The 18,925-nt window shown below is 72.6% G+C and carries 18 protein-coding genes; 11 read left to right on the forward strand and 7 right to left on the reverse strand.

Going from position 1 to position 18,925, the window contains the following annotated elements; genetic code table 11:
- The first annotated feature begins 55 nt into the window (after positions 1 to 55).
- Positions 56 to 1,147, forward strand: a complete 1,092-nt coding sequence (locus J3R08_RS04430; protein WP_043330633.1) for a mannose-1-phosphate guanylyltransferase — start codon at positions 56 to 58, stop codon at positions 1,145 to 1,147.
- 28 nt (positions 1,148 to 1,175) lie between these two features.
- On the opposite strand, the gene J3R08_RS04435 is transcribed toward J3R08_RS04430, so the two are convergent.
- Positions 1,176 to 1,751, reverse strand: coding sequence for an NUDIX hydrolase (locus J3R08_RS04435; protein ID WP_209960086.1), 576 nt, complete (start codon positions 1,749 to 1,751; stop codon positions 1,176 to 1,178).
- Positions 1,752 to 2,049: 298 nt separating this feature from the next.
- On the opposite strand from J3R08_RS04435, the gene J3R08_RS04440 reads away from it, so the two are divergent.
- Positions 2,050 to 3,039: a helix-turn-helix transcriptional regulator gene (locus J3R08_RS04440; protein WP_043326482.1), complete on the forward strand. Its 990-nt coding sequence runs from the start codon at positions 2,050 to 2,052 to the stop codon at positions 3,037 to 3,039.
- A gap of 16 nt (positions 3,040 to 3,055) precedes the next feature.
- On the opposite strand, the gene J3R08_RS04445 is transcribed toward J3R08_RS04440, so the two are convergent.
- Both J3R08_RS04445 and cofD read right to left on the reverse strand, forming a co-directional pair.
- A complete protein-coding gene (locus J3R08_RS04445) occupies positions 3,056 to 4,141 on the reverse strand; it encodes a coenzyme F420-0:L-glutamate ligase (protein ID WP_209960088.1) in 1,086 nt (361 codons plus the stop codon).
- The gene (cofD, locus tag J3R08_RS04450; protein WP_209960090.1) at positions 4,138 to 5,085 is read right to left on the reverse strand and encodes a 2-phospho-L-lactate transferase; all 948 of its coding nucleotides are present in this window, start codon (positions 5,083 to 5,085) and stop codon (positions 4,138 to 4,140) included. Before cofD ends, J3R08_RS04445 begins: the two co-directional genes overlap by 4 nt.
- Before the next feature lie 98 nt (positions 5,086 to 5,183).
- Between cofD and J3R08_RS04455 the strand changes: the two genes are divergently transcribed.
- The 6 genes from J3R08_RS04455 (at position 5,184) to J3R08_RS04480 (ending at position 11,812) form a co-directional block, all read left to right on the forward strand.
- The gene (locus J3R08_RS04455) at positions 5,184 to 6,134 is read left to right on the forward strand and encodes a hypothetical protein (RefSeq protein ID WP_043326476.1); all 951 of its coding nucleotides are present in this window, start codon (positions 5,184 to 5,186) and stop codon (positions 6,132 to 6,134) included.
- Positions 6,135 to 6,293: 159 nt separating this feature from the next.
- Positions 6,294 to 8,819, forward strand: a complete 2,526-nt coding sequence (locus J3R08_RS04460) for a bifunctional FO biosynthesis protein CofGH (protein WP_113971995.1) — start codon at positions 6,294 to 6,296, stop codon at positions 8,817 to 8,819.
- A 153-nt stretch (positions 8,820 to 8,972) separates the two neighbouring features.
- Entirely contained in the window at positions 8,973 to 9,269 is a 297-nt protein-coding gene (locus J3R08_RS04465; RefSeq protein ID WP_030501355.1) for a hypothetical protein, read from the forward strand.
- Positions 9,270 to 9,342: 73 nt separating this feature from the next.
- The gene (locus tag J3R08_RS04470; RefSeq protein ID WP_187694040.1) at positions 9,343 to 10,740 is read left to right on the forward strand and encodes a DUF4331 domain-containing protein; all 1,398 of its coding nucleotides are present in this window, start codon (positions 9,343 to 9,345) and stop codon (positions 10,738 to 10,740) included.
- 12 nt (positions 10,741 to 10,752) lie between these two features.
- Entirely contained in the window at positions 10,753 to 11,091 is a 339-nt protein-coding gene (locus J3R08_RS04475; RefSeq protein WP_043326469.1) for a hypothetical protein, read from the forward strand.
- Positions 11,092 to 11,551: 460 nt separating this feature from the next.
- Complete coding sequence (locus J3R08_RS04480; RefSeq protein WP_013284161.1) at positions 11,552 to 11,812, forward strand: WhiB family transcriptional regulator; 261 nt, start codon at positions 11,552 to 11,554, stop codon at positions 11,810 to 11,812.
- A gap of 82 nt (positions 11,813 to 11,894) precedes the next feature.
- Here the strand turns inward: J3R08_RS04480 and J3R08_RS04485 are convergent, their stop codons facing one another.
- Complete coding sequence (locus tag J3R08_RS04485; protein WP_018787548.1) at positions 11,895 to 12,344, reverse strand: metallopeptidase family protein; 450 nt, start codon at positions 12,342 to 12,344, stop codon at positions 11,895 to 11,897.
- Between the two features lie 153 nt (positions 12,345 to 12,497).
- On the opposite strand from J3R08_RS04485, the gene J3R08_RS04490 reads away from it, so the two are divergent.
- Positions 12,498 to 12,872: a DUF3499 domain-containing protein gene (locus J3R08_RS04490; RefSeq protein ID WP_043326466.1), complete on the forward strand. Its 375-nt coding sequence runs from the start codon at positions 12,498 to 12,500 to the stop codon at positions 12,870 to 12,872.
- Between the two features lie 100 nt (positions 12,873 to 12,972).
- On the opposite strand, the gene J3R08_RS04495 is transcribed toward J3R08_RS04490, so the two are convergent.
- From J3R08_RS04495 to J3R08_RS04505, 3 genes are all read right to left on the reverse strand, one after another.
- Positions 12,973 to 14,352 (reverse strand): FAD-binding oxidoreductase, encoded by a 1,380-nt coding sequence (locus J3R08_RS04495; RefSeq protein ID WP_113972357.1) that lies wholly within the window; start codon positions 14,350 to 14,352, stop codon positions 12,973 to 12,975.
- Positions 14,353 to 14,357: 5 nt separating this feature from the next.
- Positions 14,358 to 15,704: an aspartate aminotransferase family protein gene (locus J3R08_RS04500; RefSeq protein ID WP_043326464.1), complete on the reverse strand. Its 1,347-nt coding sequence runs from the start codon at positions 15,702 to 15,704 to the stop codon at positions 14,358 to 14,360.
- A gap of 148 nt (positions 15,705 to 15,852) precedes the next feature.
- Complete coding sequence (locus J3R08_RS04505) at positions 15,853 to 16,365, reverse strand: Lrp/AsnC family transcriptional regulator (protein ID WP_030501361.1); 513 nt, start codon at positions 16,363 to 16,365, stop codon at positions 15,853 to 15,855.
- 206 nt (positions 16,366 to 16,571) lie between these two features.
- Between J3R08_RS04505 and J3R08_RS04510 the strand changes: the two genes are divergently transcribed.
- Positions 16,572 to 17,756, forward strand: coding sequence for a spermidine/putrescine ABC transporter substrate-binding protein (locus J3R08_RS04510; RefSeq protein ID WP_043326462.1), 1,185 nt, complete (start codon positions 16,572 to 16,574; stop codon positions 17,754 to 17,756).
- Complete coding sequence (locus J3R08_RS04515) at positions 17,753 to 18,910, forward strand: ABC transporter ATP-binding protein (protein WP_166457251.1); 1,158 nt, start codon at positions 17,753 to 17,755, stop codon at positions 18,908 to 18,910. Before J3R08_RS04510 ends, J3R08_RS04515 begins: the two co-directional genes overlap by 4 nt.
- Positions 18,911 to 18,925 lie beyond the last annotated feature (15 nt).

An 18,925-nucleotide genomic window follows, 5' to 3' on the forward strand; every position in this document is an offset into this window, starting at 1 on the left:
GACGGCCCCGGCCGACCGACCGTGACGACTCGCCCGCTTCGGGCATGATGTGCTGATGTTCTACGCCGTCATCCCGGCGGGTGGCAGTGGCACACGGTTGTGGCCGCTGTCCCGTGCCGGCCATCCCAAATTCCTCCACCCGCTGACCGGGACCCCCGCCTCGCTCCTGCAGGCCACTGTCGACCGGTTGTCGCCGTTGACCACGCCCGAGCGCACGCTCGTGGTCACCGGGGCCGCGCACGCCGCGGCGGTGGCCCGGCAGCTGGCCGGCGTGCCGGAGGAGAACATCCTGGTCGAGCCGTCGCCCCGCGACTCCTGCGCGGCGATCGCGCTGGCCGCCGCGGTGATCGCCGCGCGTACGCCGGACGCGGTGATGGGCTCGTTCGCCGCCGATCACCTGATCGGTGACCCGGCCCGGCTGGCCGAGGTGGTGCGGCAGGCCATCCGCGGCGCGGAGCAGGGGCTGCTGATGACGGTGGGCATCACCCCGACCCGCCCGGAGACCGGCTACGGCTACCTGGAGACCGGCGACCCGGTGGGGGACGGCACGCTGCGCCCGGTACGCGAGTTCAAGGAGAAGCCGGCCGCAGAGGTGGCCGAGGTCTACGTCAACTCCGGCCGGCACCTCTGGAACGCCAGCATGTTCGTCTGGCGGGTGGACGTCTTCCTCGCCGAGCTGGCCCGCCAGGAGCCGGAGCTGCACGCCGGGATCACCGCCATCGCGGCGGCGTGGGGCACCCCGGAGCAGGACGACGTGCTGGGCCGGGTCTGGCCGACGCTGCCCCGGATCTCGGTCGACTACGCGGTGATGGAGGGCGCGGCGACGGCGGGCCGGGTGGGCACCGTGCCGGGTGACTTCGGCTGGAACGACGTCGGTGACTTCCACACGCTCGGCGAGGTGCTGCCGGCCGACGGCGCCGGCAACGTGGTGCTGGGCGGCGACGCCAAGCCGGGCGTGCTGCTGCACGACACCACCGGCACGGTCGTGGTGTCGCACTCCGGCCGGCTCGTCGCCACCGTGGGGGTGCACGACCTGATCGTGGTGGACACCCCGGACGCGCTGCTGGTCTGCCCGCGTGACCGCGCGCAGGACGTGAAGAAGGTCGTGGACGAGCTGAAGGAACGCGGCGAGGAGGGCCTGGTCTGATCCGGCCGGTGCGGCCGCCCGCTTCCGGTCAGCGGGCGGCGCGACGGGCCAGCACGGCGAGCGCCGGTGGCACCAGCTGGGCCGTCGCGTGGGCGAGCGGCTCGGGCAGCCGGTCCGGCGGGAACCAGCCGAGCGCCTCGGACTCCGCGCTCACCTGCTCGACCGCCCCGGCCGGGGCCAGCACCGCGTACCGGACGTCGTAGTGGAACGACCCGCCCTGGCAGGCGACCTGGTGGATGTCCACGTCGATCGGTTCCGGCTCGATCGTCAGACCGGCGATGCCGGACTCCTCGGTGGCCTCGCGCAGCGCGGCCGCCACCAGCGTCCGGTCGCCCGGCTCGCAGTGCCCGCCGAGCTGCACCCACCTGCGGATCTTGCCGTGCAGGCAGAGCAGCACCCGGCCGTCCGGGTCGAGCACGAGCGCGCTGGCGGTGACGTGCCCCGCCCGGTGTGTCCGGCTCATCGCCGCCGGCCCGTCGGCCAGCAGCGCCAGCGTCCGGTCCCGGGCGGCGCCGGCGGCGGGGCTGGTCGCCGTCCAGCGGCTCAGCGCCGCGACGGCGTCGGCGTGCAGGCCGGCGTACGTGGTGAGATCGGTGTCGGGCACCCGGACACTCTACGAGCGCCACCACGGTACGCCGGCGCGGCGACCCACCTGCGGATGAGCGAAGGCCGGGCGGCACCCCTGCGACGATGTCGCAGACCCTCGTGGTGCCGCCCGGCCACGCCCGTCAGCCGGCGACCGGGTCGAGACTGCGCCCCGGCGTCGGCGGGCAAGGAAGAGTTTGCCGAACCGGTCACCTCACCGTCGAGGTCTTTCACCTCAGGCTTAAAGATGGAGATTACTGCCGGCGGGTAAAGTCGAGCCGTGGCGGGCACCCCCGCCGTCCGCACGGGAGCACTCCATGTTGAAGATCGTTTTCTCGGGCGAAGACGTCCTGCGGACCCGGGTCGCCCCGCGCGCGGACCCGCTCTGGGAGCTGGTTCTCAGCCTGCACCTGCTCCAGGGGCGCAGCCGCGACCCGATGATGACCACATGGCGACGGACCGTGGCGCACGGGCTGCGCACCGACAGCGACGCCGAGCAGTACCGCCTGCTCCTCGCGCTCAACCCGCCGCGCGGCTACTTCCCCGACTTCCTCACCCCGTTCGCCAGCCGGGAGGGCTTCGAGGTGGGGCTGGACGCGGTCCGCGGCACCCCTACGGACATGCTGCGCCGCGACCTGACCCGGCTCGCCGAGGAGACCACGTTGCCGCCCTCGGCGACGGCGCTCGCCCGGGGTGAGCCGGAGACACTGCACCACCTCACCGACTCCATGGCGCGATACCAGTCGCTGGCCGTCACGCCGTACTGGGCCCGGGTGCAGGCAGCGGTCGAGGCGGACCGGGCCCGGCGTGCCCGCGCCATGCTCGACGGCGGCGCCGAAGGGCTGCTGGCCAGCCTGCGTCCGAACATGCGGTGGAACTCCGGCGTGCTGGAGGTGCTCGACTATCCGGACACCCGGGAACTGCACCTGGACGGGCGCGGGCTGCTGCTCGTCCCGTCGTTCTTCTGCTCGCGTACCCCGGTGGCGCTCGTCGACCCGACCCTGCCGCCGGTGCTCGTCTACCCGGTGGACCGGCTGGCCGGCCTGACACCGGCGTCCGGCGCCGCCGGGTCACCGCAGGGCGAGGCGCTCGCGGCCCTGATCGGCCGCACCCGGTCGCGGGTGCTGCATGCCGCCGACGAGGGCTGCACAACCGGCGAGATGGCCCGCCGGCTGCACATCTCCGCCGCCGCGGCCAGCCAGCACACCACAGTGCTGCGCAACGCCGGGCTGCTGGTCAGTCAGCGCGAGCGCAACACCGTCCTGCACACGCTGACGCCACTGGGCCGAGCCGTCCTCGACGCCTGACCTCCGCCGGGCCGTCTCAGAGCGCCAGCGTGGCGCTGGCGGCGCTGCCGGCCGGGGGCGGGAGCAGGACGGAACCGATTCCCTCGGCGGCCAGCGCGGCGCGCAGGCGTTGCACGTCCGCGCCGAACCGGACCAGGTCCGCCGGGTCGAGCGGGGTCGGCGCCGCGCCGAGCAGCAGGCCGGTGGCCGAGGCGGGCCAGCCGGGCACGGTGGCGGCGAGCCCGGCGCGTACCTCGTCGTCTGTGACGTGCGTGAAGGTCGTGCCCGGCGCTACCACGTCGGCCACCGAGCCGATCGCCCGCCGCACCGCGTCCGCGTCGGCGGGCTCCGGCCCGGCCCGGTCCGGCAGCGTCGCCGCCGCCCGCAGGCCGGCGGCGCGCGCCTCGGCGGTACCGAGCGAGAACAGGTCCATCGAGGCGTCGCGGACGAGCGCCCGGGCGCCCTCGTCGTCGTCCCGGGGGGTGCCGAGATAACCCCGGACCACCGCGACCGGCACCTGGTCGCACTTGCCCTTGATCAGCTCGCCGGCGCCGGCCAGTTCGTCGACCACCGCCATCTGGGTGACGAACAGTTCGTTGCCGTACGGGTCGACCTCGCCCCGGTGGTCGCGGATCGCCGGCATGCCCGCCACCCCGAGCGCCACGTCGGTGAGCCCGTTGCGCCACGGGCGGCCCATGGTGTCGCTGACGATCACGGCGACGTCGAGGCCGTACCGGTCGCGCAGCGCGGCACGCAACGCCCGCGCGGAGGCGTCCGGGTCGGCCGGCAACAGCACCAGGCGGGTCTTGTCCACGTTCGACGCGTCGATGCCGGCGGAGGCCATCACGAACCCGTGGTGGGTCTGCACGATCCGGGTGGCGCCCCGCGTCGCCACCACCCGGGCGGTCTCGCCGTCCAGGATCCGGTCCCGCGCCTCGAGCCGTTCCGGGCCGTCGGCGGGCACGTCGACCAGCCGGCCCTCCGCCTTCGACACGATCTTGCTGGTGACCACCAGCACGTCGCCGTCACCCAGCCACGGCGCCGCGCCGGCGATCAGCGCCGCCAGGTCGTCGCCCTCGGTCACGTCGCCGATGCCCTGCACCGGCAGAATCTCCAGCCTCACATCAGCTCCATCGCGGCGCGCACCATCGCGGCGGTCGCCGCCTCGTCGGTCATCCGCAGCGGCGCCGCGCGGACCACCACGTCCGGCACCGCCGTGCCCTCGTCCTCCGGCGCCACCAGCCAGCCGTCGAGCAGCCCGCCGGTGGACCGGGCGCCGTAGAGGCCGGCCACCCCGGCCGCGCTGCACTCCACGCCGAGCACGGCGAGGCAGCGGTCGGCCATGCCGCGTACCGGCGCGCCGCCGATGATCGGTGACACCCCGATCACCGGGGCCGGCCCGCCGGTCACCGCGTCGCGCAGGCCGGGCACGGCCAGCACCGGGGCGATGCTGACGACCGGGTTGCTGGGCGCGATCAGCACCACGTCCGCGGCGGCGATCGCCTCCACCACGCCGGGCGCGGGCTTCGCCGCTTCGGCGCCCACGAAGACGAACCGGTCGGTGGGTACGTCGGCGCGGTACCGCACCCACCACTCCTGGAAGTGGATCGCGCGCCGCCCCTGCTCGTCGGTGACGACGGCATGGGTCTCCAGGCGCTCGTCGGTGGCCGGCAGCAGCCGTACGCCCGGTTGCCAGCGCGCCGCCAGCGCCTCGGTGACCTGGGACAGCGGATAGCCGGCGTTGAGCATCGTGGTGCGGACCAGGTGGGTGGCGATGTCCTTGTCGCCCAGACCGAACCAGCTCGGCTCCGCGCCGTACGCGGCCAGCTCGTTCTTCACCGTCCAGGTCTCGCCGACCCGGCCCCAGCCGCGTTCCGGGTCGGCGCCGCCGCCGAGCGTGTAGAGCACGCTGTCCAGGTCGGGGCAGACCTTCAGCCCGTGCAGCAGCAGATCGTCGCCGACGTTCACCACGGCGGTCACCTCGGCGCCCACCTCGCGGGCGTACGCCCGTACGCCGAGCAGGAAACGGGCGCCCCCGATGCCGCCGGTCAGAACCACGATGCGCATGCGTCCATCCTTCCGCACGTGCCGCCGTCGATCGCTCGGTGGCCGGAGAGACTACGCTCACTTCGGCAACTGTCCGCTTTCGTCCCCTGGGGGAGTCCGTGACCAGCCCCGCCGAGCCCGCGTCCGGCGACGCCGCGCAGGCCAGCCAGTTGATCAAGCCGTTGCGCGAACTGGCCGCGCTCGTCCTTCTCGGCGCCAACGCCGTGCTGCTCTTCGTCGGCCTGCTGCGCCTGCTGGTGCCGGTCGACGACTACAGCACGTTCAGCGGCCGGGCGGGAAGCACGTACTTCAGCTTCGTCGGCCTGGAGGCGACGGTCCTGCCGTTGCTCGCCGTCCTGATCGCCACCGTGATCCGCCCGGTCGTGCCGAAGGCCAAGCTGATCACGCAGGTGGCGCTGGTCGAGTACGCCGTGTCCGCCGTGTTCGGCGCGCTGACGTTCCTGATCTGGCTGGTCGGCCGGCTCGCCGACGGTGAGGTGCTCGATGCGTTCCTCGGTCTGCTGACCCGCGCTGCCTGGCTGGCGCTCTTCGCGGTCGCCGCGTTCGTGGTGTTCAAGATCTGGCGCACGCTCTACTACGTGCCGAAGCCCAAGGCGCAGCCGGGCGTGTACGGCCAGGCCCAGCCCGGCTGGCCGCAGCAGCCGGGGCAGCCCGGCGGCTACCCCGGTCCGGGTGGCTACCCGCAGCAGCCCGGCCCGGGCTACCCGCAGGCTGGCTCGCCGCCGCCCGGCTGGCCGCAGCAGCCCGGCCAGTACGGCCAGCCGCAGTCGGCGCCGCCGTTCAACACCGCGCCGCCGCACGCCCCGCAGTCCGGCCCGCCGTTCGCCGACCCGCAGTCGGCCCCGCAGGCCGGCTCGCCGTTCGCCGGTCCGCAGCAGGCGCCGCAGTACGGCTCGCCGCAGTCCGCGCCGCCGTTCGGCCAGCCGCCGTCGGCCGACCCGACGCAGGCGATCCCGCGCCAGTCCGCCGAACCGGGCGCGTCGACGCCCGCCGCCGACGACGAGCGCACCCAGCGGTTCGACCGCGAGGACCCGAACCAGCCCCGCTGAGCCGCGCGGCGGGCGACGGAGCGCCGTCGCCCGCCCGACGGCAGGCTCCCGACGGCCCGCGCCGGTCCCGCTGTGAGGCGGGCCACGCGGGCCGTCCCGTTGCCCGGACCGCGAGCGGGCGCGGGCGGCCTGTCGCCCGGCAGCGCATAGGCTGGGCGGATGGTTGATCGCAGCGACCCCGAACCGACCGAGGCGAGCGTCCGGCGGGCGCTGGGACGGGCCGCCACCGGCCGGGCGCTCGACGCCGACGAGGCCGGCGCGCTGCTCGCCGCGCGCGGGCAGATGCTCGACGAACTGCTCCGGATCGCCGGTGAGGTCCGCGACGCCGGGCTGCGCGACGCCGGGCGGCCGGGCGTGGTCACGTACTCGAAGAAGGTCTTCATCCCGCTGACCCGGCTCTGCCGGGACCGCTGCCACTACTGCACGTTCGCGACCGTGCCGCACCGGCTGCCCGCCGCCTACCTGGAGCGCGACGAGGTGCTGGCGATCGCCCGCGAGGGCGCCGCGCAGGGCTGCAAGGAGGCGCTGTTCACGCTCGGCGACCGGCCGGAGGAGCGGTGGCCGGCGGCCCGCCGGTGGCTGGACGAGCGGGGGTACGACTCGACGCTGGACTACCTGCGCGCCTGCGCGGTGGCGGTGCTGGAGGAGACCGGCCTGCTGCCCCACCTCAACCCGGGCGTGCTCACCTGGTCGGAGCTGCAGCGGCTCAAGCCGGTCGCGCCGAGCATGGGCATGATGCTGGAGACCACCGCCACCCGGCTCTGGTCCGAGCCGGGCGGCCCGCACTTCGGCTCACCGGACAAGGAGCCGGCGGTCCGCCTGCGGGTGCTCGACGACGCCGGCCGGGTCGGGGTGCCGTTCACCACCGGCATCCTGATCGGCATCGGCGAGAACCGGGCCGAGCGGGTCGACGCGATCTTCGCGATCCGCCGCGCGATGCGGGAGTACGGCCACCTCCAGGAGGTGATCGTGCAGAACTTCCGCGCCAAGCCGGACACGGCGATGCGCGGCATGCCGGACGCGGAGCTGCACGACCTGGCCGCCACCGTGGCGGTGGCCCGGGTGCTGCTCGGCCCGAAGGCCCGCATCCAGGCTCCGCCGAACCTGATCGCGGGCGAGTACGACCTGCTGCTGCGCGCCGGCATCGACGACTGGGGCGGCGTCTCCCCGGTCACGCCCGACCACGTCAACCCGGAGCGCCCCTGGCCGCACCTGGAGGAGCTGGCGGCGCGTACCGCGAGTGCCGGGTTCACGCTGCGCGAGCGGCTGACCGTCTACCCGGAGTACGTCCGCGCGGGCGGCCCGTGGCTGGACCCGCGCCTGCTGCCGCACGTCACGGCGCTCGCCGACCCGGCCACCGGGCTCGCGGTCGAGGAGGCCCGCCCGGTGGGGCAGCCCTGGCAGGAGCCGGAGGAGACCTACGGCGGCCGGACCGACCTGCACGCCACCATCGACGTCACCGGCCGCACCGAGGACCGGCGGGGCGACTTCGACAGCGTGTACGGCGACTGGGCCGAGGTGGCCGGCAAGGTGGCGCCGCAGGCGCGCGCGGGCGTACCCCTTGCCGGTGGCGCGGACGCCGACCTGCGCGCGGGCCTGCGGCTGGCCGCGGACGACCCGGCCGCGCTGCTGACGCCGGCGCACGAGGCGAAGGCGCTGGCGCTGTTCGGCGCGGACGGCCCGGCGCTGGACGAGTTGTGCCGGCTCGCCGACGACGCGCGCCGGGACGCGGTGGGTGACGACGTGACGTACGTGGTGAACCGGAACATCAACTTCACGAACGTCTGCTACGTGGGGTGCCGGTTCTGCGCGTTCGCCCAGCGGGAGAGCGACGCCGACGCGTTCCGGCTGTCCCTGGAACAGGTCGCCGACCGGGCCGAGGAGGCGTGGACGGCCGGCGCGACCGAGGTGTGCCTGCAGGGCGGCATCGACCCGAAGATGCCGGTCACCGGCTACGCCGACATCGTCCGGGCGATCAAGGCGCGGGTGCCGGGCATGCACGTGCACGCGTTCTCCCCGATGGAGATCGTCACCGCCGCCGCGAAGGCCGGCGTGCCGGTGCGGGAGTGGCTGCTCCAGCTCCGCGAGGCCGGGCTGGACACCATCCCGGGCACCGCCGCCGAGATCCTCGACGACGACGTGCGCTGGGTGCTCACCAAGGGCAAGCTGCCGGCCGCCGCCTGGGTCGAGGTGGTGAGCACGGCGCACGAGCTGGGCATCCGGTCCAGCTCCACGATGATGTACGGCCACGTCGACCACCCGGGCCAGTGGCTGGCCCACTTCCGGGTGCTGGCCGGGGTGCAGGACCGTACCGGCGGGTTCACCGAGTTCGTGGCGCTGCCGTTCGTGCACACGAACGCGCCGATCTACCTGGCCGGCATCGCCCGCCCGGGTCCGACGTGGCGGGAGAACCGGGCGGTGCACGCGATGGCCCGGCTGCTGCTGCACGGGCGGATCGGCAACATCCAGTGCTCCTGGGTGAAGCTCGGCGACGAGGGCACGGTGGCGATGCTGCGTGGCGGCTGCAACGACCTCGGCGGCACGCTGATGGAGGAGACCATCTCCCGGATGGCCGGCTCGGGCAACGGCTCGGCCCGTACCGAGGAGCAGTTGCGGGCCATCGCCACCGCCGCGGGCCGCCCGTTCCGCAAGCGGACGACCGCGTACGGTCACGCCGGCGCCTGAGGTCGAACCTTTCCCCGTCGCCTGCCGTACCTGTGGATGCCGGCGGCGGTTTCGGCGAGGACCGCCGCCGGTGACCCCAGAACCGGGGCCCGGCGGTGTCCGGGCGTCCCGGGCCCGTTGCGGCGCTGCGGCGCCGGTCCGGAAAGGTTGCCGATGAGCACTGACGAGACCACCGACGCGCCGAAGAAACGGCGGACCTGGCCGCGGTTGACCCGCAGGCAGACGCTCACCGCCGCGGCGAGCGCGACGCTGGGCGCCGCCGCCCTCACCGTGCCGGGCCTGTCCGCCGCGCAGAACTCCCCCACGGCGAGCCGGCGCGACGAGCCGATCGTGGCTCACCTCCGCGACGCCGCCACCGGCGCGATCGACGTCTTCGTCGGTACGACAAGGGTCGAGATCCGCGACCGCGGTCTGGCCGACCGCCTGGTGCGCGCCGCCGGCCGGCGCTGATCCCACCCCTCCACCGGCGTGGGCTCCCGGCGCCGGTTCCGTCTTCCGTTCTCCCGACGAAGGTGCGTCCGCCATGTCCTCTCACCGCGAGGCCCCGGAGATCGCCAAGGATCCGGTCGCCGACAGTTCCGACCTGTACGCGTTCGTCACGCCGAGCCAGCCGGACACGGTCACGTTGATCGCCAACTACGTGCCGCTGCAACTTCCCTCCGGCGGCCCGAACTTCTTCGAGTTCGGCGACGACGTCCGGTACGAGATTCACATCGACAACGACGGCGACGGTAATCCGGACGTCACCTATCGTTTCGAATTCACCACGGAGATCACGAACCAGAACAGCTTTCTCTACAACACCGGGCCGATCGAGTCGCTGGAGAGCAAGAACTGGAACCGGCGGCAGTTCTACCGGCTGACCCGGATCGCCGACGGCCGCGCGCGGGTGCTGGCGCACAAGCTGCCCTGCCCGCCCTGCAACGTCGGGCCGCTGTCCACCCCGAAGTACCAGAACCTGGTACGCCAGGCGACGTTCAAGCTGTCCACCGGCGAGAAGGTGTTCGCCGGCCAGCGTGCCGACGGCTTCTTCGTCGACCTGGGCGCGGTGTTCGACCTGGGCACGCTGCGGCCGTTCCAGCAGCTGCACGTGGCCGGCAAGAAGCTGTTCCAGGCCGAGGGTGAGCCGGTTAACGCGCTGGACCGGCTGAACGTGCACAGCATCGCCGTGCAGGTGCCGCTGAACCAGGTGCGCCGTAAGGCCGCCCGCTACGGCGTGGCCGACCGCGCCTCGACCATCGGGGTGTGGACCAGCGCGTCCCGCCAGCAGGTCCGGGTGCTCGGCGACCGGGTCTCCGCGGACACCGCCGCCGGCCCGTTCACCCAGGTGTCGCGGCTCGGTAACCCGTTGTTCAACGAGGTCATCGTGCCGATGTCCAGGAAGGACGTCTGGAACACGCTGCCGCCGTCGGAGGACAAGCGCTTCGCCGGGTTCGTCGAGCGGCCCGAGCTGGCCGCGCTGCTGCCGGCGCTGTACCCGGGCGTGTTCGGAAATCTGGACGCGCTGAACAAGTCCAAGAAGCCGCGCGCCGACCTGGTGGCGATCCTGCTCACCGGAATCCCGGCCGGACTGATCGACGGCTTCGCCAACACCACCGGCGACGTCCAGGCGGACATGCTGCGGCTGAACACGGCGATCCGGCCCAGCCGCACACCGGACCGGTTCGGCGTGCTAGGCGGCGACCTGGCCGGTTACCCGAACGGCCGTCGCGTCGCCGACGACGTGGTGACGATCGCGCTGCGTGCCATCGCGGGACTGACCGTGCCACTTGTCGACAAGACGTTCCGCCCGGACGCCGCCGCCGCGGCGGTCACGCCGGGTCTGAGCGCGGCCGACGTCACCGCGCCGTTCCTGGCCGACTTCCCGTTCCTCGGCACACCGTACGACGGGTTCGGCAACCCGCAGGCGAAGAAGTCCTGACGGGAGACGCGGATGTCACACCATCACGATCTCGGCCCGTCGGAGGTCGGCAGCGTCGTGCTCGACCTCGGCGGCGACCGCGGCGCGCTGATCATCCACACCGGCCGGGACCTGCACGGCCGGGAAATCGAGATCAGCCGGGCGGACCTCGACAGCCCGCGGACCCACTCCGCGGTACGCGAGCGGCACGTCCTGGACGGGGTCTTCCACAGTGCCGTCTACCCGGATCTGGAGGCGGGTGTCTATACCGTCTGGTGGGACGAGAACACATCGGCCGGCGCGATCTCTGTTACCGGTGGGTGTATCGCCGAATTTGTCTGGCCGACCAGCTCACCCGCCCGGGTGGACTGAACCGGCGACCGCGCCGACGCCTGCGCCCTGTCCACATGGTGGACGGGGCGCAGTCGGCGTTGGACGGCTCGGCGGGCGGTACCGCAACGAGCGCGTTACCCTTTGGCCCACCAATTCTGATCTTGGTACGAGCGGCCGGCGGGGGCGTCCGGCCGGCCCGCCGGCGGTGCGCCACGGCAGAAAACTTCCGGCAACTCGCCGGGGAGGGCGTTACTCGTCCGGGGTCTGAATCGATAGGGCAGGTTGCGAGGCTACGGGCGACCGCGGCGGTCGTCCCGGACGTGTCGGGAGGGCGACTCCATTATCAAGTTTGGCTTGACGGCGCACGCATTACACGCGTGTAATTTGAATGGGGTTGTTCGCACGGAACGCAACAAATGGTGACCGTACGGACAGGCACGCCTTTCGCGTGGGGGGTTGCAGCGGCGAATGACGCCGGTGCGCGACAAGGAGGCAATCGATGGACGGCCAGCTCGAGGTGGCCGACCTGCTCGGGAACGCGCCGGAGTGGCAGGAGCGGGCGCTCTGCTCGCAGACCGACCCGGAGGCGTTCTTTCCCGAGAAGGGCGGCTCGACCCGCGAGGCGAAGCGCATCTGCTCGCGGTGCGAAGTGAAGACGGAATGCCTGGAGTACGCGCTCGGCCACGACGAGCGGTTCGGAATCTGGGGTGGCCTCTCCGAGCGGGAGCGGCGCAAGCTCAAGCGGCGGGTCGCCGCCTGATCCACGTACGGGCCGACGGGCGGTGGGGGCCGCCCGGGCCCGGGTCGCTGTCCGGCCGGCGGGGGCCGGCCGGGTGGCGGCGTCAGGCCAGCTCGTCCGGGTCCACCCCGAGCAGATTCGCCACCTGCTCGATGATCACGTCGTGCACCAGGTCGGCGAGATCCTCGCGGTCCATCGCGCGGAACTCCAGCGGCCGCCGGTAGAGCACGATCCGGGGCGGCACCTCCTGGCGGCCGGGCCGCCCGGGCAGCAGCCGGGCGAGCGGCACCTCGCCGTCCTCCAGCACGTCCGAGTCGTAGACGTTCAGATCCGGCGGGACGTCCTCGACCGCGAACTCCACCCCGGCCAGTTCCTTGGCGAACCGGCGTTCGAGCGTCTCCACCGTGTCGAGCACCAGGTCGTCGAAGACCTCGGCCTTCGTCCGGGCCAGCGGGACGGTGGCCGGCACCAGCCGCCCGCGCAGCCCGCGACCGTGCCGGTCACGGTGGGTGCGCCGGCCGGAGCCGGGGCGGCGGTTCTGCGGGCTCGTCATGACGGACAGGGTAGCCCGGGGTGGCGGTCCACCCGTCGCCGCGCGGCTGTCCGGCGCGCCGGGGAGCCGATCGGAGGAATTGTGATCACCATGACGGGCGTGTCGTAACGCGAAGCGGTGCGCCGGACCCGGTAATGGGGATACCCTGCCGCCGTGAGGTCACCACGGCGCTGCTCCCGTAACGGCTGCCCCCGGCAAGCGGTCGCCACATTGACCTATGTCTACAACGAGTCGACGGCGGTGGTGGGCCCGCTCGCCGCGTTCGCCGAACCGCACACGTACGACCTGTGTGAGCCGCACGCCCGCAGCCTGACCGCCCCGCGCGGCTGGGACGTGGTGCGGCACGAGGGTGAGTTCGAGCCGCCGCCGCCCACCACCGACGACCTGGTGGCGCTGGCCGAGGCGGTCCGTGAGGCCGCCCGCCCCGCCCCGCCCCGTCCCCCCGAGGACGAACCCACCACCAAGCCCCAGGCCCCCCACCAGCAGGGCCGCCGGGGCCACCTCCGGGTCATCCCACCCCACCACTGACCGACCCCGCCGCCCTCCGCGCGTTGATCAAGGAGTTTGTGTCAAGGAAACCGTGTCCGGGAGACACAAACTCCTTGATCAACGGATTGGGAACCCGGGGTCAGTGGCCCAGGAAGCGGTTGAAGAGGTCGGCTCGGCGGGACGTGCGGGACGTACGGTGCTCGGTGTGGTCGGCTGAGGACATGATCCTCAGGCCGGCGTTCATCGCCAGCCAGCGCAGCGGCTCCGGTTCCCAGCGCGGGGAGCGGTGGCCCACCCAGGGAAGTGCCGTGAGGTCGGTCTCCACGCCGCGGATCAGGTCGGCCAGCGTACGACCGGCGAGGTTGCTGGTGCCCACTCCGTCACCGACGTACCCGCCGGCCCAGGCGAGCCCGGTGCGGCGGTTCAGCCCCACCGACGCGGCCCAGTCCCGGGCCACGCCGAGCGGCCCGCCCCAGGCGTGCGTCACCGGCACGTCCGGCCCGAGCACCGGGAACAGTTCCCCGAGCGTCCGGCGCAGCGCCGCGAACACCCGCGGCTCCCGGTCGAAGCCCGGCCGCACCCGGGAGGCGTAGTGGTAGGGCGCGCCCCGCCCGCCGAACGCGAGCCGGCCGTCGGCGGTGCGCTGGCCGTACACGATGACGTGCCGGTAGTCGGAGAACGTCTCCCGCTCCGCCAGCCCGATCCGCGCCCACGTCTCCTCGGGCAGCGGCGGGGTGGCCACCATCAGCGAGTAGACGGGCGCCACCGTGCGCCGCTGGCCGGGTAGCCCGGGCGTGTAGCCCTCGGTCGCGCGGACCACCACCGGCGCCCGGACCACGCCCGCCGGTGTCACCGCCGCGCCCGGCCGCAGCGCGGTCACCGGGGTGCGCTCGTGGATGCGTACGCCCCGGCGCTCCACCGCCCGCGCCAGGCCCCGGACCAGCTTCGCCGGGTGCACGGCGGCGCAGTGCGGGGTGTACGTGCCGCCGCGTACCCCCTCGGCGTCGCACCGCGCGGCGGCCTCGGCGGCGTCCAGCAGCGTCAGGTCGTCGTCGGTGAGCCCGTGCGCGTGGGCCTGGTCGACCTCGGCGCGGGCCCGGTCGAGCTGGACCTCGCTGCGCGCCAGCGTCACCGTGCCGCCGGCCCGCCAGTCGCAGTCGATGCCCTCGGCGGCGGTGACCCGCCCCACCTCGCCGACCGTGTCGTGCATGGCCCGTTGCAGGGCGAGCGCGCGGTCCCGGCCGTGGCGTCGGGCCAGCGCCGGCAGCGAGGTGGGGAACAGCGCCGAGCACCAGCCGCCGTTGCGCCCGGATGCGCCGTACCCGGCGATCTCCCGCTCCAGCACGACGACGCGCAACGTGGGGTCGGCCTCGGCCAGGTAGTACGCCGTCCACAGCCCGGTGTACCCGGCGCCCACGATCGCCACGTCGGCGTCCGTGTCGCCGGGCAACCCGGGTCGCGGTGTCAGCGGCTCGTCCAGGCTGGACAGCCAGTACGAGAGGTGCCGGTAACCGGTCATCGGCGTCAGAGCCGGGACCACGCCTCGGTCAGCACCGCGCGCAGGATCTGCTCGATCTCGTCGAAGTGCTGCTGGTCGGCGATCAGCGGCGGGGCGAGCTGCACCACCGGGTCGCCACGGTCGTCGGCCCGGCAGTAGAGCCCGGCGTCGAACAGCGCGGTGGACAGGAAGCCGCGCAGCAGCCGCTCCGACTCGGCCTCGTCGAACGTCTCCCGCGTGGTCTTGTCCTTGACCAGCTCGATGCCGTAGAAGTAGCCGTCACCGCGGACGTCGCCGACGATCGGCAGGTCGTGCAGCTTCTCCAGGGTGGACCGGAACGCGCCCTCGTTGGCCCGGACGTGCCCGATCAGGTCCTCCCGGGCGAACACCTCCAGGTTGGCCAGCGCGACCGCGCAGGAGACCGGGTGGCCGCCGAACGTCACGCCGTGCGCGAACATGCCGGTCTCGGTGAGGAACGGCTCCATCAGCCGCTCGCTGGCGATCATCGCGCCGAGCGGGGCGTAGCCGGAGGTGATGCCCTTGGCGGTGGTGATGATGTCCGGCTGGTAGCCGTACCGCACCGCGCCGAAGTACTCGCCGAGCCGGCCCCAGGAGCAGATCACCTCGTCGCTGACCAGCAGCACGTCGTACGCGTCGCAGATCTCGCGTACCCGCTCGAAGTAGCCGGGCGGCGGCGGGAAGCAGCCGCCGGAGTTCTGCACCGGCTCCAGGAAGACGGCGGCGACCGTCTCCGGCCCCTCCCGCTCGATCGCGCGGCCGATCTCCTCGGCGGCCCAGCGGCCGAACGCCTCGGGGTCGTCGCCGTGTTCGGGGGCGCGGTAGAAGTTGGTGTTCGGCACCTTGATGCCCCCGGGCACCAGCGGCTCGAAGTCGGTCTTGATGCCGGGCAGGCCGGTGATCGACAGCGCGCCCATCGAGGTGCCGTGGTAGGCGATGTAGCGGCTGACCACCTTGTGCTTGGTGGGCTTGCCGGTGCGCTTGAAGTAGGCCCGGGCCAGCTTCCACGCCGCCTCGACGGCCTCGGAGCCGCCGGTGGTGAAGAAGACCCGGTTCAGGTCGCCGGGCGTGAGCGTGGCGATCTTCTCGGCCAGCTCGACGGCCTTCGGGTGGGCGTACGACCAGAGTGGGAAGTAGGCCAGCTCGCCGGCCTGCTTGGCGGCGGCCTCGGCCAGCTCGGCGCGGCCGTGGCCGGCGTTGACGACGAACAGCCCGGCCAGCCCGTCCAGGTAGCGGCGGCCCTGCGCGTCCCAGACGTACGCGCCCTCGCCCCGGACGATTGTCGGAACCTCGCCGGCGGGGTAGCTCGCCATGCGGGTGAAGTGCATCCACAGGTGGTCGGTGGCGTTGGCCATGTCAGCCCCATCGGGTCTCGGGCCGGTCAGGGGTGACACCGGCCGCTCTGCCCACGGTTATCCCACAGGCGGTGCCGATAAGGCAAGCGAAGAAGCTTAACCGCGACGGATTCAGCGCCATATCACTGCGCTGTCAACGGAATCCGCATCAGGCGGTGCCCCAGCTGTAGGTCTGCTTGCGCAGCTTCAGGTAGACGAACGCCTCGGTGGAGAGCACTCCGGGCACGCCGCGCAGCTTCTGCAGGATCTCCAGCAGGTGCGCGTCGTTGCGGCAGACCACCTCGGCCAGCAGGTCGAACGAGCCGGCGGTGATCACCACGTAGTCGATCTCCTCGAACTCGGCCAGCCGGTCGGCCACCGACTCCAGGTCGCCGTCGGTGCGCAGCCCGATCATGGCCTGGCGGGGGAAGCCGAGCTGGAGCGGATCGGTGACCGCGACGATCTGCATGACGCCCGCGTCGAGCAGCCGCTGCACCCGCTGGCGTACCGCCGCCTCGGAGAGGCCCACCGCCTTGCCGATGCTCGCGTACGGGCGGCGCCCGTCCTCCTGGAGCTGCTCGATGATCTGCTTCGCCACGTCGTCGAGCAGAACGTGATTGGCGCCTTCACGCACGGTGACCCGACGGCCGCCGTTGGCGTTCTCCTGGTGCCGGTTGACCATCGACGCTCCTTGTGTCCGATTCTTCGTATCGAGCGTAGTGCCCCGCGCAGTCTGGCGTATTTCGTGGCGACTGGCTATTCCAGCAACGGAATCCCTTGTGAGAGAGGTTTTCTCATGTCAGGATCAGTCGTCCATCGCCACTGACCCTCCCGCCGGCGTGCCGCCCCCCGTCCCGCCGCCGACGATGCCCCCCAAGGAGTCGTCACATGCGTAGTCCCCTTCGGACCCTCACCCGGCGTGGTCTGCTCACCGGGACCGTCGGCTCGGCCGCACTGCTCGCCACCGCGGGCGCCCTGGCCGGCTGCGGGACCAAGGGCGCCCAGCAGACCGAAGCCGGTTGCAAGAGCGAGGATCTGTCCGCCACCGAGAAGAAGGTCGCCTTCTCGAACTGGCCGCAGTACATGGACACCGACGAGAAGGACGAGTCCAAGCGCCCCACGCTCGACGCGTTCGTCGCCGCCACCGGCATCCAGGTGACGTACACCGAGGACGTCAACGACAACAACGAGTTCTTCGGCAAGGTGCGCAACCAGCTCGCCGGGTGTCAGAGCACCGGCCGGGACATCATGGTGCTCACCGACTGGATGGCTGCCCGGGTGATCCGCCTCGGCTGGGTCCAGAAGCTGGACAAGTCGAAGATGCCGAACGTCGAGGCGAACCTGCTGCAGTCGCTGCGCGGTCGCTCCTTCGACGCCGAGACCCAGCTCGCCGTCCCGTGGCAGTCCGGTCTCGCCGGGCTCGCGTACAACGCGAACGTCACCAAGGAGATCCGCACCGTCGACGAGCTGCTCACCCGCCCCGATCTCAAGGGCAAGGTGACTGTGCTGTCGGAGATGCGCGACACCATCGGCCTGCTGCTCCAGTCGCTCGGCCACGACCCGGCCAAGTTCACCTCGGCCCAGTTCGACGACGCGCTGAACAAGCTGAAGAAGGCCGTGGACAGCAAGCAGATCCGGCGGTTCACCGGCAACGACTACGCGCCCGATCTGGCCAAGGGCGACATCGCCGCGTGCATCGGCTGGTCCGGCGACGTGGTCCAGCTCGGCTTCGACGACGAGAAGATCAAGTTCGTGGTGCCCGAGTCCGGCGTGATGCTCTGGTCGGACAACATGCTGGTGCCGAACAAGGCCACCCACAAGGCCAACGCCGAGGCGTTGATGAACCACTACTACGACCCGGCGGTGGCGGCGAAGCTGGCCGCGTACGTCAACTACATCTGCCCGGTGCAGGGCGCGCAGGCCGAGATGGAGAAGATCGACCCGGACCTGGCGAGCAACCCGCTGATCTTCCCGGACGACTCGATGCTGTCCAAAGCCAAGGTCTTCATGGCGCTCGACGAGGCGCAGGAGAAGGAGTACGAGACCAAGTTCCAGCAGGTGATCGGCGCGTGAAGGGGCAGCAGACCCCGGCCGGCGACCTGCGCCTGGTCGACCTGACCAAGCGGTTCGGCGTCTTCACCGCCGTCGACGACCTCACCCTCACCATCCCGCAGGGCTCGTTCTTCGCCCTGCTCGGCGCGTCCGGCTGCGGCAAGACCACCACACTGCGGATGATCGCCGGGCTGGAGCAGCCGACCAGCGGGCAGGTGCTGCTCGGCGAGCAGGACATCGCCGGGCTGCGGCCGTACAAGCGGCCGGTCAACACGGTGTTCCAGAGCTACGCGCTCTTCCCGCACCTGGACATCCACGAGAACGTGGCGTTCGGGCTGCGCCGCCGCGGCATCCGCAAGGTGAGCGACCAGGTGGAGCAGATGCTCGCGCTGGTGCAGCTCGAAGGGTACGGCCGGCGCCGCCCGGCCCAGCTCTCCGGCGGCCAGCAGCAGCGCGTCGCGCTGGCCCGGGCGCTCATCAACCACCCGCAGGTGCTGCTGCTCGACGAGCCGCTCGGCGCGCTCGACCTGAAGCTGCGCCGGCAGATGCAGATCGAGCTGAAGCGGATCCAGACCGAGGTCGGCATCACGTTCGTGCACGTCACCCACGACCAGGAGGAGGCCATGACGATGGCCGACACGGTCGCGGTGATGAACGCCGGCCGGATCGAGCAGCTCGGCGCGCCCGCCGAGATCTACGAGTACCCGGCCACCGCGTTCGTGGCGAACTTCCTCGGCCAGTCCAACCTGCTCGCCGCCGAAGCCGGCGGGCGCGCCGCCGACGACGTGCTGGTCACGGCGCACGGCTCGCGCTTCTCGGTGCCCGCCGGCCGGGCCCGGCTCACCGACGGGCCGGCCTTCCTCGGCGTACGTCCGGAGAAGCTGCACCTGGTCGACGACCCGGACCGGGTGCCGGCCGGACACCAGCACGTCGGTGGCGTGGTCAGCGACGCCTCCTACGTCGGGGTGAGCACCCAGTACCTGGTGCGCACCGCGTGGGGCAGCGAGCTGACCGCGTTCGCCGCGAACAGCGGGCTGGGCGGTCAGTTGGCGGTCGGCACGGCGGTGACCGCGCACTGGGATCCGCGGCACGCGTTCCTGCTGCCCCGGGCCGCCGGTGAGGACGACCAGACCGCGCCGCTGCTCGACGAGCCGCCGGTGGGTGCGTCGGCATGAGCGAGCGCAGCGAGC

The organism is Micromonospora sp. HB375, assembly GCF_017872985.1.
GTDB lineage: Bacteria > Actinomycetota > Actinomycetes > Mycobacteriales > Micromonosporaceae > Micromonospora > Micromonospora chalcea.